The organism is Bacteroides clarus YIT 12056, from assembly GCF_900129655.1.
Lineage (GTDB): Bacteria > Bacteroidota > Bacteroidia > Bacteroidales > Bacteroidaceae > Bacteroides > Bacteroides clarus.
Genome location: NZ_FQWK01000002.1, coordinates 109,998 through 124,477, shown reverse-complemented (window position 1 = coordinate 124,477; position 14,480 = coordinate 109,998). Strand labels below are relative to the sequence as shown.

7 protein-coding genes are annotated in these 14,480 nt (G+C 44.8%); 4 read left to right on the top strand and 3 right to left on the bottom strand.

From position 1 onward, the window contains the following. Positions 1-4 precede the first annotated feature (4 nt). The 3 genes from BUB52_RS02655 to BUB52_RS02645 form a co-directional block, all read right to left on the bottom strand. Positions 5-2,323 (bottom strand): family 65 glycosyl hydrolase domain-containing protein, encoded by a 2,319-nt coding sequence (locus tag BUB52_RS02655; protein ID WP_009122422.1) that lies wholly within the window; start codon positions 2,321-2,323, stop codon positions 5-7. Positions 2,324-2,440: 117 nt separating this feature from the next. After that, positions 2,441-3,811: an SLC45 family MFS transporter gene (locus tag BUB52_RS02650; protein ID WP_022219179.1), complete on the bottom strand. Its 1,371-nt coding sequence runs from the start codon at positions 3,809-3,811 to the stop codon at positions 2,441-2,443. 35 nt (positions 3,812-3,846) lie between these two features. After that, positions 3,847-4,854, bottom strand: coding sequence for a LacI family DNA-binding transcriptional regulator (locus BUB52_RS02645; protein ID WP_039950921.1), 1,008 nt, complete (start codon positions 4,852-4,854; stop codon positions 3,847-3,849). 354 nt (positions 4,855-5,208) lie between these two features. Between BUB52_RS02645 and BUB52_RS02640 the strand changes: the two genes are divergently transcribed. From BUB52_RS02640 to BUB52_RS02625, 4 genes are all read left to right on the top strand, one after another. Then, a complete protein-coding gene (locus BUB52_RS02640; RefSeq protein ID WP_009122418.1) occupies positions 5,209-7,677 on the top strand; it encodes a glycoside hydrolase family 2 TIM barrel-domain containing protein in 2,469 nt (822 codons plus the stop codon). 399 nt (positions 7,678-8,076) lie between these two features. Continuing rightward, a complete protein-coding gene (locus tag BUB52_RS02635; protein ID WP_009122417.1) occupies positions 8,077-11,085 on the top strand; it encodes a SusC/RagA family TonB-linked outer membrane protein in 3,009 nt (1,002 codons plus the stop codon). A gap of 12 nt (positions 11,086-11,097) precedes the next feature. Next, a complete protein-coding gene (locus BUB52_RS02630) occupies positions 11,098-12,726 on the top strand; it encodes a RagB/SusD family nutrient uptake outer membrane protein (protein WP_009122416.1) in 1,629 nt (542 codons plus the stop codon). A gap of 21 nt (positions 12,727-12,747) precedes the next feature. Then, on the top strand, positions 12,748-14,388 hold the full coding sequence (locus BUB52_RS02625) for a SusE domain-containing protein (protein ID WP_009122415.1): 1,641 nt from the start codon (positions 12,748-12,750) through the stop codon (positions 14,386-14,388). Positions 14,389-14,480 lie beyond the last annotated feature (92 nt).

Here is a 14,480-nt window from a genome sequence, read left to right as displayed (position 1 = left end):
CCGATTAAGACAAGTCTTTGAGGTTGACGGTCAAAGCCAACCCTTGTCTTAATTCATAAACGTTTTGATATACCTGTATGTTCAGTTGGCTTCCGGCGGTCAGGCTGATTTTTATCTCTTTGCTTACCTGTATATGCAGCGTATTGCCTAAGTAGTTCACTTTGAACGAGTAACTGCTCCATTTCTCCGGTATGACGGGTTCTATCTTGAGTGTGTCGTTCAGTATTTGCAATCCCGCAAACCCGCGTACGATAGCCAGCCAACTGCCCGGCATACTGGTGATATGCAGTCCCTGGTCTCCTTCGTTGTTGTAGTCGTCCAGGTCGAGGCGGGTGGCGTGTAAGAATAATTGATACGCTTTCTCCACCTTTCCGATGCGTGCGGCAAGAATGGAATGGATATGCGGGGAAAGGGACGATTCGTGCACGGTCATCGGTTCGTAGAACTCAAAGTTGCGGCGGATGGTTTCCCGGTCGAAGTTGAAATAATAGAGGTATAGCCCGAGCAGAACGTCACCCTGCTTGATGTAACAGGAACGCAGGATACGATCCCACGACCAGTACTGGTTGATGGGGCGCTCGCCATCGGGAATGGCATCGGCGCTTTGCAGAACTTTGTCCATATAACCGTCGTTTTGCACGAAGATACCGCGTTCCGGGTCTTCCGGCAGATATATCCGTTCGATAATATCCCGCCAGCGTTCGCTCTCTTCCGTATAGTTCAGACGGGTGATACGGCGTATGCGGGCGTATTCGTCGGGGTATTGCCGTGCGATGATTTCAAGGAAACTGAGGGTGGTTCTGAGACAGCGCATGCAGGAGTAGTTGGTGTACCAGTTATTGTCTACGTTATTCTCGTATTCGTTGGGTCCGGTAACTCCCAAAATGACGTATTGCTGTTTGGGTTGTGAGAAAGACACCCGTTGGCTCCAGAAGCGGCTGATGGCTATCATTACTTCCAGTCCGTAGCGGGCGATGTAATCCAGTGTGCCTGTGAGGGTGGAGTGTTGCAGAATGGCATAGACAATCATGTTGTTCCGGTGAATCTCTTCAAAGGTAATCTCCCATTCGCTGTGACACTCCTCTCCATTGCTGGTGACTTGCGGAAAGAGGGCGGCTCCATTGTCGAATCCTAACTTACGGGCATTCTCAATGGCTTTGGGCAGTTGCTTATAGCGGTATATCAGCAGGTTTTCGGCAATCTTCTTCGGGGTGGAAAGCAGGAAGAAAGGTACGCAGCACAATTCGGTATTCCAGTAAGTATTTCCGCCGTACTTCTCGCCGGTGAAACCTTTGGGGCCGATATTCAGGCGGGGGTCGTCTCCCCGGTATGTTTGGTAGAGCTGGAAGATGTTGTAGCGTATGCCTTGCTGGGCTTCCGGGTCGCCTTCGATACTGACATCGGTTTCGTCCCATATCTCCTGCCAGGCATTCCGGTGCTCCTGTTCCAGAGCATCCCAACCTGTACTTTGGGCGTTGCGGGCTTCTGCTACGGAGGCTTCTATCAAATCCTGCCGTTCATAATAAAGGGACGATGCTATGGCAATGTATTTGACGAGCGTCACGGTATCTCCCGGCTTCACTTCAGTGCCTACGCTGAATCCGGCCTGTTTTTCTTTTTCTATCCGTATCGGGTTGGCAAAAGTCTCTTTATTGTTCTTGAAGAACCGGTAGGTCATGGCATAGCATATTTGCGCATCTTCCCGCCTGGTTTGCGTCCACAGATAGGCGCAATCGCTGGTGGTGCCGGAGCGCAGGATATTCCATATCTTTTCATCCGGATGCCTGACCGGGTTCGCGGTGTCTCCGTCAAGGATAGGCACGAGTGAAACCTTGCCTGTATAGTTGACGGACGTAACGCTGTACTTTATAAGGCAGAGATTGGGGTGAGCCATATTGGCGATATGTTCCACGTGCAGGCGGAGTTTGTTTCCCCGCGGAGAGGTTACTTCCGCGTCCCGATAAGAAATACCCGCTTTCATATCGAGGCGTCTGTTGAAACTGTCCACATCCCATTGTGCCAAGTCCAGTTCCTCGTCGATGAGGCGCAGGCTGATACGGCTCCAGTCCGGAGCATTGGGGATGCGTGTGTAGAATTGCGGAAAACCGTTCTTCCACCAGCCTACACGCATTTTGTCCAGAAAAGTGATACCTGCCACGAATGCGCCGCGATAGCTGTCGCTGCTGTATGGTTCTTCAAAATGTCCCCGTTGTCCGAAACGGCCGTTTCCAAGACTGAATATGCTTTCCGACCACCGCATGCGGTCGGCTTGAAAACTATCTTCTATAATATTCCATTCATCGGTTTTAAGGTATTTCTTCATGGCGCTCTTTTTCTGTGTTATCGGTGTAAAGATAGACAAATAAACGGATAAACAAATAAGATGCGGGAAAAAGAAACGCCCCGTTCCTTGGTGAGGAACGGGGCGTCGGGTGGTGGTTTACGACCTTTCTCCTTTGGTCTCTTTTATCAGATATACGCAGACGGCTCCGATAATGAGCATCACACCCGCCATTACCAGCATGTTTATTTCCGGGGGAAGCATTCCTTTCGGCGTAAACAGTGCCAGAATACTTCCGCCTAATGCCGCTGCCACGATTTGCGGGATACAGATGGTTCCGTTGAACAGTCCGAGGTATGTGCCCATGTGCCCGCCGGACAAGGCGTTGGTCAGAATGGTGAAAGGCAGCGCCAGCATGGCGGCCCATGCGCAACCTATCAGCAGGAAAGAGATGAACAGCACATACTGGCTGTGTACAAAATAAGTGGATATGAAGCCGATACCGCCCAACACGAGGCTCAGCGCGTAAATGAAGCGGCGGTCTTTGAACATAGGGATGCAGACCGCCCAAAGTACAGAGCCGATGGCTTGTACGGCAAACAGTACGCCTACCCAGTTGGCGGCTTCCTGATATTGCAGGCTCTTGGTGTCAAGAACTATTTTAGTGATTCCGTTTACAGTGTGTTCAACGGTCGGTGCGTCAAAAACATTTGCGGCTATGCTGCCGTTGGTGTATGTCCACATAAACATAAAAGCGAACCAGCAGAAGAACTGCACCAGTCCTACCGTCCAAAAGGCTTTCGGCGCTTTAACCAACAGCTTCAGCATATTGACTTTCTCATGTTCCTGTTCTTCTGTGATGCCATGATACTCGGCATATTCCGCAGGCGGCATTTCCTTGACTTTGACCGTTGTATAAATAACGCAGAATATCAGGATAGCGGCTCCGATGTAGAACGAATAGATTACAGAATCGGGAATTACCCCCTGCGGCGCCGTATTGCTGATGCCCACCCACGCAAATATAAACGGGAACAGATACCCCACCAGACTGCCGGCATTGCATAGGAAACTCTGAATGGAATAGGCGAGTCCTTTCTGTTTCTCATTCACCATATCGCCTACCATCATCTTGAACGGTTGCATCGCCATATTGATAGAGGTGTCCAGAAACATCAGCGATACCAGACCGAAAATCATGGCCGTACTTACCGCCATGCCGAAGCTGCCCGCATTGGGCAGCAGGCACATGACGAGCACCGCAACCAGCGAACCGATGAATAAATAAGGAATGCGACGTCCGAATCTCGTCCAGGTCTTGTCGCTGGCGGCTCCTACAATAGGCTGCACTATGATACCTGCCAACGGCGGTAATATCCAGAAATAACTCAAACTGTGCGGGTCAGCTCCCAAAGTGGAGAATATACGGCTGATATTCGCGCTTTGCAGGGCATACGCGATCTGTACGCCAAAAAAACCGAAGCTGATGTTCCACAGTTTCCAGAAACTTAAATCGGGTTTTACTTTCATTGTTCTTTTGTTTTTTATGATATTAGTATAATTCATTATTTCGTCGTTCCCCTCACCACCAGATTCGTCCGTACAATCTTATTGGTGCTTTTCTCCTCACTCCCTTCCAGCTTGTCGGTAAGGATGCCGAATGCGCTCTTGCCGACTTCCTCTCCATGCTGCTCCACCGTTGTCAGTTTCGGGTCGGTACTTTGGGCGATGGCTCCATCGGTGAACCCGCAGATAGAAACCTCGTCCGGTACTTTTAGTCCCACCAGCTTGCAGGCATACAATATGCCTGCCGCCGTTTCGTCGTTAATCGCAAAGAATCCGTCGGGGCGGTTGTCGCTTTCCAGCAAATCGGGTGTTATGGCAATGGCGCGTTCGCGATTGTCGCATAACTTAATCATGCTGTCGTCTACGGGAACCTTGTATTTCTTCATGGCATCCAGATAACCGTTACGCCGGTTCTTGGTAATTTCAAGATGCGGATCGGCTCCGTAAAAGAAGATGCGTTTACATCCTGTCTGAATCATGTACTCCACAGCGGCAAACGAACCGGCATAGTCGTCGACCACTACTCGCTCCGTCTTCAGTCCGGTACAGATGCGGTCGTAGAAAACAATCGGAATATTATTATTTAAGAGTTCCTGATAATGATCGTATTGTTCCGTATTCTTGGCAAGAGATGCAATGACGCCACAGACACGGGCGGCGAGAAAAGAATGAACTATTTTTACTTCCTGCCCGTACGATTCGTTGCTTTGCGCCACGATTATATTGTAACCGGCTTCGGCCGCCGCCGTTTCGATACCGCTCAATACGCACGAAAAGAAGTGATGCACCAGTTGGGGCACAATCACGCCAATCGTGTTGCTGCGGCTTGAACGAAGGTTGACGGCAAGTACATTGGGCTTATAATTATGTTCGCGCGCGTAGGCATGGATGAGGTCACGGGTTTCCCGGCTGATGTCCGGATTATCCTTGAGCGCTCTCGATACGGTGGAAGGAGAGACATTCAACGCCCGGGCAATATCCTTGATAGTTATCTGCGGTTTGTTCATGAGTATTATTTCTTTTTCAGCCAAAGGTAATGCAAACCGAAGGCAGTACAAAATATGCTTGCTTATTTTTAATGCTGAGTGCGGCTTATCTTATTTTGAAGATACTGCAAGCCGAAAGCGGTACAAAATGAACTTGCTTATTTTAGCTTCTCCGATGCGATTGCAAAAATAGGGGAATCTCGGAATAAATGCTTTATTGTTGACAGCAATCGGGTTAAGTATAAATGCAAACGATTGCATATTCATTATCTTTGACTAATTATTGATGGGACAGACCGGAGTAACCGCAATTTTTCTATATTTGCAGAAAAATAATTTAAGACTATGAATTGCATGAATTTGGGGACTTTACGAATGTTGATTGTAGGTTGCGGGCTTTTCCTGTCTGCTATGATACAAGCACAGCGTTCGGAATTTTTGCTTGAGAAGAATTGGAAATTTACTAAGGGTGATGTAACCGGGGCCGTATCGCCGGAGTTTGACGACAGTAAGTGGGAGACTGTCAGCGTACCGCACGATTGGGCTATCTTCGGACCTTTCGACCGCAGCAACGATTTGCAGAATGTTGCCATTACACAGAATTTTGAGAAGAAGGCATCCGTTAAGACAGGGCGTTCCGGCGGACTGCCGTATGTGGGCGTTGGCTGGTATCGTACGAAATTCGATGTTCCTGCCGGCAAACAGGCAACGCTGGTTTTTGACGGAGCCATGAGTGAAGCCCGTGTGTACGTCAATGGGAAAGAAGCCTGCTTTTGGCCGTTTGGCTATAATTCTTTCCATTGCAACGTTACGGAACTGCTGAATGAGAATGGCAAGAATAATGTGTTGTCGGTTCGCCTGGAGAACAAACCGCAGTCTTCTCGCTGGTATCCCGGTGCAGGACTGTATCGCAATGTACGTGTAGTAACAACAGACCGTATCTATGTTCCGGTGTGGGGCACGCAACTCACCACTCCGCACGTATCTTCCGAATACGCTTCCGTACGTCTGCGCACGGAGATAGCCAATGCGGGAGAAAATAATATCCGTGTGGTAACGGAGATTGTATCGCCGGACGGTAAGGTGGTTGCCGTAAAAGATAATACCGGTAAGATTAATCACGGCCGGCCTTTCGAACAGAATTTTCTGGTAAACAGTCCCGCCTTATGGTCGCCGGAGACACCTTATTTATATAAAGCATCTTCCAAAATATACGTAGACGGTAAACAGGTGGATGAATACATCACCCGCTTCGGTATTCGTAGCATAGAGATTGTTGCCGACAAAGGCTTCTTCCTGAATGGCAAGCACCGTAAATTTCAGGGCGTCTGCAATCATCACGACTTAGGACCTTTGGGAGCTGCTGTCAATGTAGCCGCCCTTCGCCGCCAGCTTACGCTGTTGAAGGATATGGGTTGCGACGCAGTCCGTACCTCACACAATATGCCGGCCCCGGAATTAGTGGAGCTTTGTGATGAGATGGGCTTTATGATGATGATAGAGCCTTTTGACGAATGGGACATTGCCAAATGTGAAAACGGTTATCACCGCTACTTTGGCGAATGGGCGGAGCGGGACATGGTGAATATGTTGCGTCATTACCGTAATAATGCCAGTGTGGTAATGTGGAGCATTGGCAATGAAGTGCCTACGCAATGCAGTCCGGAAGGTTATAAAGTCGCTTCGTTCCTGCAGGATATATGCCATCGTGAAGACCCTACGCGTCCTGTTACCTGCGGTATGGATCAGGTATCTTGTGTCTTGGAAAACGGATTTGCCGCCATGATAGACGTACCCGGTCTTAACTATCGTGCTCACCGTTATGTAGAATCCTATAATGCGCTTCCGCAAAATATCATTCTGGGGTCGGAGACTGCTTCTACCGTCAGTTCACGCGGCGTCTATAAATTTCCGGTGGAGAAGCGTGCCAGTGTGCGGTATGACGACCATCAATGTTCGGGATATGACATAGAGTGTTGCTATTGGTCTAATATCCCCGATGTGGATTTTGCCTTGGCTGATGATTATGACTGGACTATCGGGCAGTTTGTCTGGACTGGTTTCGACTATTTGGGTGAACCTTCTCCATACGATACGGATTCCTGGCCCAGCCATAGCTCCGTATTCGGTATCATAGACCTGGCAAGTCTGCCTAAAGACCGTTATTACCTGTATCGCAGCATTTGGAACAAGAATGTGAATACGCTGCATATCCTTCCTCATTGGACATGGCCGGGCAGGGAAGGAGAGAATACTCCCGTTTTCGTTTATACCAACTATCCCGGCGCAGAGCTTTTTATCAATGGTAAGAGCTACGGCAAGCAGCGTAAACTTACAGCCGGAGAGAGTGAAGCCTTGCAGGGTAAAGACTCGCTTGCCTTGCAGCGTCGCTACCGCCTGATGTGGATGGATGTTCCTTATGAACCGGGCGAACTGAAAGTGGTAGCCTATGATGCTGCCGGCAAACCGGTAGAGGAAAAAACTGTCCATACCGCCGGCAAGCCTCATCATCTGGAATTGGTGGCGGACCGTACCGGACTTGTTGCCGATGGCAAAGATTTGGCATATATCACGGTCCGTGTTGTCGATAAAGACGGTAATCTTTGTCCGTCCGACAACCGTCTTGTTTCTTTCTCTGTGAAGGGAGCCGGCCGTTATCGCGCCGCCGCTAATGGTGACGCCACCAGCCTCGACCTTTTCCACTTGCCCAAGATGCCCGCTTTCAATGGACAGCTGACGGCTATTGTGCAGAGTACGGAGCAATCCGGTGAGATTGTTTTTGAAGCCAAAGCCAAAGGTCTGCGGACAGGAAAAATCGTATTGTCTGCCGGTACACAGCGCTAATTGTGCCCTGTTTCTTTTGTTGCAGGGGAATAAACAGTATTCGAGTGCAGGCAAAACCGTCTTATCCCGGATTTAGTTGATTATTGGAATTGTCAACCGAATCCGGAGTAAGACGGTTTTTATATTATTGTTGGGGTATTTCCTTTTATGGCTTGCAACAGCTATTCCCTTCTTTTTGTTCGCTGTCACTGCGTATCAGACCGCAAATATGATGCAATCGTTTGCATTCTTCTTGCTGCACTTTTTGTAGCATCTGTGTTTCTTACTCGATAATATGGCATACATTTGTTGTATCATAATAAAGTATTTGAAGTACGTTCTGCAATAATGTTAATATACTGAAACGTTTTTTGAATATACTATAGATAATTAATATTGTTAACTTTAATTTTTGAATGCATGAAGCAAGTTAATCTTAGAATCTATCGAACGATTCTTCCCTTGTTATTAGGGCTATTCTTGTCAGTTGGCGCTTATGCACAGAACATCACGGTGAAAGGGCATGTGAAAGATGCTTTAGGTGGTGTGATTGGTGCTAATGTCGTGGAAAAAGGAAATACCACAAACGGTACTATTACGGATTTGGATGGTAATTTTACGTTAACGGTTCCCAAGGGAGCTACTTTGGTAGTTTCTTTTATCGGTTATAAAAGTCAGGAAGTACTTGCGGCTCCTTCTGTAGTAGTGACAATGGAAGATGATTCGCAATTATTGGATGCGGTAGTTGTAATCGGATACGGTTCGGTGAAGAAAAATGACCTGACAGGTTCGGTAACAGCAATCGACGCAGAAAAGATGGTAAAGGGTGCTGCAACTTCTGCTTCCGACCTTTTGGTTGGTAAAGCTGCCGGTGTAAGTGTCATTACCGATGGCGGTGCTCCGGGAGCCAGCGCTACGATTCGTGTACGCGGCGGTTCATCAATGTCAGCCAGCAACGATCCGTTGATTGTAATTGATGGCGTACCTGTGGATAATGAGGGGGTGAATGGTATGTCAAATCCGTTGGCTACTATACACCCTAATGATATTGAGACATTTACTATTCTAAAGGATGCCTCTTCAACGGCTATTTATGGTTCGCGTGCATCCAATGGCGTTATTATTATTACTACGAAAAAAGGACAGTCCGGCAAACCGAGAGTTTCTTATAACGGTTCATTTTCCATTAGTACGAAAACAAAGACTGTTGATGTAATGGGTGCTGATGAGTTCCGTGCTTTTGTAGAGGATAAATACGGAAAGGAAAGTAACCAATACGCAGCTTTGGGAAAAGCTTCTACAGATTGGCAGGATGAGATTTTCCGTACAGCTTTCAGTACCGATCATAATGTAAGCGTTTCAGGCTCTATTCCTAATATGCCTTACCGTGTATCTGTTGCATATACAAATGAAAATGGTATCTTGAAAACCTCTAATCTGCAACGTCTGACCGGTGCAATTAATTTGAATCCGACTTTCTTTGATAAGAAGTTGAATATTAATTTGAATGTGAAAGGTGTGTATAATACAAATCGTTTTGCAGATAAGGCTGCAATCGGTCTGGCTACTCAATACGATCCTACACAACCGGTGTACATGTCAAATTCCGATTATGGTAACGGTTATTATATGGCTATGGCTTCCGATAATAAACCTATTGGTATTGCATTGGCTAATCCGGTTGCTATGCTCGAACAAAAACATGATGAGTCTACCGTATATAGAAGTATCGGTAATGCGCAGATTGATTATAAGATGCATTTCCTGCCGGAACTCCGTGCCAACTTGAATTTGGGTTATGATATCTCAAAGAGTAAAGGTGATGTTATTATCGAAGATAATTCTCCCATGACTTGGTGTAGTGGTAACTACAAACAAGGGTGGGGGGATAACTCTCATTACAGTCAGTTGAAGCGTAACTTATTGCTGGATTTCTATTTGAATTATGCAAAAGATTTTGGAATACATAATATAGATGTGATGGCCGGTTATTCATGGCAACACTTCTACAAAAGCGAAAAAAATTCTTATCCTTATTCTGCGGCACAAGCTGAAATAGAAGGAAAGAAAGAATATAAAGATGGTGACAGTTATGAAACTGAAAATTACTTGGTTTCGTTCTTCGGACGTTTGAACTATTCTTTAATGAATCGTTACTTGTTGACATTCACATTGCGTGAGGATGGTTCTTCCCGATTTAACAAGGATAATCGTTGGGGACTTTTCCCGTCTGTGGCTTTGGCTTGGAAGATTAATGAGGAAACCTTTATGAAAAAGTTTGATTTCTTGTCCGATTTGAAGTTGCGTTTGGGCTATGGTGTAACAGGTCAGCAGAATTTGGATAATGGCGATTATCCTTATTTACCACGTTATATGGATAGTAAGGCCGGTGCAAGTTACTTCTTCGGTGATACTCAATATAGTCTGATTGCTCCATTGGCATATGATAAGAATCTGAAGTGGGAAGAAACTACTACTTGGAATGCAGGTATTGATTACGGTTTCTTGAATGGACGTATTACCGGTGCTTTGGATTTCTATTATCGTAAAACAGAGGATTTGCTGAATACGGTAGCTATCGCCGCCGGAACAAATTTCAGTAACCAGTTGCTGACCAATGTAGGTACATTGGAAAATAAAGGTGTGGAATTTACAATAAACGCACATGCCATTACTACGAAAGACTGGAAGTGGACAATAGGCTATAACATCTCTTACAATAAAAATGAAATTACAAAGATGACTATCAATGATGATCCTAACTATGTGGGTGTTATTCATGGTGGTATTGATGGTGGTACAGGATATAATGTAATGATTAATGCTGTTAATAATCCGTATAACTCATTTTATGTGTTTGAACAGATTTATGACCAGAATGGTAAACCTATCGAAGGTGCTTACGTAGACCATAACGGTGACGGAAAAGTAGGAGAGAAAGATAATGACGGAGACTTAATCGCTTATAAAAAGTCTGCTCCGGATGTATTCATGGGATTGACCTCTCAACTTTCCTATAAGAATTGGGATTTCTCCTTTGCTTTGCGCGCAAGTATTGGCAACTATGCTTATAACAATGTACAATCAAACCGTGAGTCATGGGGTGGTTCGGAAATGTTCGATAATACGGGATTTTTGAAGAATCGTGTAACAAGCGCTACTTATACGGACTTTAAAGATGCCCGTCGTCGTTCCAGCTATTATGTTCAGAACGCTTCATTCCTGAGAATGGATAACATCTCTTTGGGATATACGTTTAATAAATTGTTCAATAATCGTCAGAGTGCCCGTGTTTATGCAACGGTACAGAATCCGTTTGTTATCACTAAGTATGACGGTATTGATCCGGAAATTAGCGGTGAAGGTATTGATAATAATATTTATCCGCGTCCTCGCGTGTTTATGATTGGACTTAACCTTAATTTTTAATAGAAGAATATTATGAGAACATTAAAGTATAAATATTATATTTCAGCGACGTTGGTTAGTCTGATGCTGTCAGGAACCTCATGTATCGGAGATTTGGACACTGTTCCTTTGTCTCCTACAGAGCAGACTTCCGACAATGTGTTCGGTAATGAAGAAATAACTTATGTTGAGAGTTTGGCAAAGATATATGCCGGTATGGCAATCGGTGGTAATAAAGGTGGTGACTCCGATCAAGATGTAGCCGGTATTGATGGTGGTAGCCAGGCTTCTTTCTTGCGTGTACTTTGGAATATGCAGGAACTTCCCACCGATATGGCACATTGTGCATGGAGTGACCCGGGTATTCCCGGTTTTAATCAGGTTTCATGGGGAGCGGACAGTCCATGGATTAAAGGTTCTTATTATCGCTTATTCTATCAAATAAATCTGTCGAATGCTTTTTTGCGTGAAACTACAGATGAAAAGCTGGCTGAACGCCGTTGCGATGCAGCCTTAGTGGATAAAATGAAGGAGTATCGTGCCGAAGCAAGATTCTTGCGTGCTTTGAATTACTGGTATTTGCTTGATTTATATCGTAATGTACCTTTGGTTACGGAAGATAGCGCTATTGGCGAGAAAGTGCTTCCAAGTCAGGTTACTCCACAGGAACTGTATGATTTCATTGAAACGGAATTGACGGAATGCGTCGACGATATGCTGGATCCGGTTGTTGGATATTCCCAACAGTATGGTCATGCTAATAAAGCGGCTGCCTGGAGTTTACTCTCACGTTTGTATTTGAATGCGAAAGTATATATCGGGCAAGAGAAATATACGGAATGTATAGATGCTTGTAAGAAAGTTATTGCTTCGGGGTACACCTTAGATCCAGAATATAAAGCTATATTCTGCGCAGATAATGACCACTCGGTAGAAATGATTTTCCCGGTTCGTTACGAGGGAGATCAGACAATGACATGGGGTGGAATGACGGCTTTCATTAACTGGGGAGCAGCCGATTTAAAGGATGAAGTCAATGGTAAGGATGCTTGGCAGGGTGTTCGTGCTAAATCTTCTTTGTTGAGGCTTTTTGAAAAAGAAAATGCTTCGGAGAAAGATATGCGTAAATCTATGTTGCATACAGAACTGACTACCAATATTGAGATTGTGAACCAGACGGAATTCTTAAATAATGGTATTCCGGTAGCCAAATATTATAATAAGTATAAAGATGGAACATTGCCGCCGTCTAAAGAGGCGTATACGGATTTCCCGCTATTCCGTTTAGGAGAAATCTATCTGAATTATGCAGAGGCCGTGTTACGTGGCGGAACAGGCGGAAGTCGTACTACGGCTTTGGGATATATAAACGATTTGCGTAAACGTGCTTATGATCAGGATGCTGCAGCTACAATTAGCGATTCAGACTTGACTTTGGATTTATTGCTGGATGAACGTGGACGTGAGTTTTTCTTCGAGGCGCAAAGACGTACGGATTTGATTCGTTTTGATGTGTTTACTGGCGACAGTTATTTATGGCCGTGGAAAGGTGGCGCCGCTGAAGGTATTTCGGTAGGTGATTATCTGAAGATTTACCCGTTGCCTTCTGATGAAATCGGCTCTAATACAAACTTAGTACAAAATCCTGGTTATCAGAAATAACCTATATATAAAGAACAAATTATGAAAAAGATATATTTATATACTTTATTACTGGGACTTGTGGGATTGACATCTTGTGAAGATGATGCAACTCCGGTGCTTAGTGTTAAGGCGAATGCGATACTTCAGGAACTTCCCAAAAGTGATTATGTGTTTACTGCGGATAATGCGTCCGAGCCGTTTACTGTTAAATGGACACCTACGGATTATGGCTTTCAGGCATCTACCTCTTATACAGTAATGCTTACTAATCTTGCCAATGAGAAAAGTGTGGAATTAGGAACAACCAGCGCCAATGAATTGAGTCTTACCAATGAAAATATTAACCTTTTGATGAATGACCTGAATGTATATCCCGGGCAAAAGGGTGAACTGGCTATTTCATTAGATTACTCCGCTTATGAAGGAAAGTTGGATAGCGTGGCTGGTAATGTCATTAAATTTAAGGCAACTCCTTATGACCCGAGAACGGTGAATATAGATTGGGATTATGCTTATGTTGCTGTTTATAAACCTGCCGTAACGAAAGCTGCCGCTAATGCCGATTGGAACTGGGCAACAGCTTATATGATTGGCGATGTGAATGGTGATGGTAAATATGAAGGTTGGGTTAATTTTGAAGAGGATAACTTGATATATAAGGTATTAGACGGAAAAACATATGAAGTTTTGGGTGAAGGTCAGACTGTTGCCAAGAAAGGATTTTATCAAATCAGTGTAGTGGAAGGCGAAGTAACTCAGTCTGCAAACCCTGTTCTGTGGGGAGTAGCCGGAGATGCCACTCCTAAAGGTTGGGGGGAAATGACCAAATTGGATTATAATTCGGAGACCCGTTTGTGGTCGAAGGTCATTAAGTTACTGGCTGGAAAGGAATTTAAATTTAGAGCAGATCCCGAACAATGGTATGGAATAGCTACTACTAACACCAATAATGATGGTGGTGTGCTTGGCGGTGAGGAAAATATAAAGGTGATAGCGGAAGAGGATCAGACTTATTTGGTTACTTTGAACTTAACGGAAGTTGGTAAATACTCGTATACTTTGGAAGCTGTTGACTTTGTTCCTTCTACAGAATTTATTTATCTGCCAGGAGATTATCAGAAAGATGGAACGGCGGATGCTTCTGCAGATGATTGCTTGAAGATTCAATCACCGGGTTTGGATTATATCTATACTGGAACATTTGTTCTTTATAAAGATAAATCATTTAATTTTTATGAAGATACAGATGTGTATTATGGTATAAATGGTGAAATCAAGTGGGAAGAAGATGGTTCCAAAGGAACATTCAACATACAGAAGAATGCCGGCGATAAAATTAAAATGGATAGAAGTGGTAATTTCCGTATGGATTTGGATACAAAGAATTTGACCGGTACTATAACTAAGGCAGGTTGGGAAGTGATTGGTGATGCTACCCCTGGTGAATGGAGTGCAGGAACAGTAATGGATTATGATCCGGAAACAAAACTGTGGTCTATCACCGTTACTTTAAAAGATGGTGGAATGAAATTCCGTAAAGATGGAGATTGGAGTAAAGGCGACTTAGGTGGTGATTTAAGTGCTTTAACTGATGGTGGTGGAAATATAACAGTTACTGCCGGAACTTACGAAATAGTACTGAACGTAGAAGCCAAAACTGCAACAATGACTAAGAAGTAAACTCTTTATTGAGTTATATAGAATAAGCGGATATGTTTTTATATCCGCTTATTTTTTATACGTGATAATTTAGAAATAAAGTCTGTTATTAT

What these genes read in the sequence shown, in the direction of transcription:
- BUB52_RS02645 (WP_039950921.1), bottom strand. Translation starts at nt 4,854, where the DNA reads ATGAACAAACCGCAGATAACTATCAAGGATATTGCCCGGGCGTTGAAT.
- BUB52_RS02625 (WP_009122415.1), top strand. Translation starts at nt 12,748, where the DNA reads ATGAAAAAGATATATTTATATACTTTATTACTGGGACTTGTGGGATTG.
- BUB52_RS02635 (WP_009122417.1), top strand. Translation starts at nt 8,077, where the DNA reads ATGAAGCAAGTTAATCTTAGAATCTATCGAACGATTCTTCCCTTGTTA.
- BUB52_RS02630 (WP_009122416.1), top strand. Translation starts at nt 11,098, where the DNA reads ATGAGAACATTAAAGTATAAATATTATATTTCAGCGACGTTGGTTAGT.
- BUB52_RS02655 (WP_009122422.1), bottom strand. Translation starts at nt 2,323, where the DNA reads ATGAAGAAATACCTTAAAACCGATGAATGGAATATTATAGAAGATAGT.
- BUB52_RS02640 (WP_009122418.1), top strand. Translation starts at nt 5,209, where the DNA reads ATGTTGATTGTAGGTTGCGGGCTTTTCCTGTCTGCTATGATACAAGCA.
- BUB52_RS02650 (WP_022219179.1), bottom strand. Translation starts at nt 3,811, where the DNA reads ATGAAAGTAAAACCCGATTTAAGTTTCTGGAAACTGTGGAACATCAGC.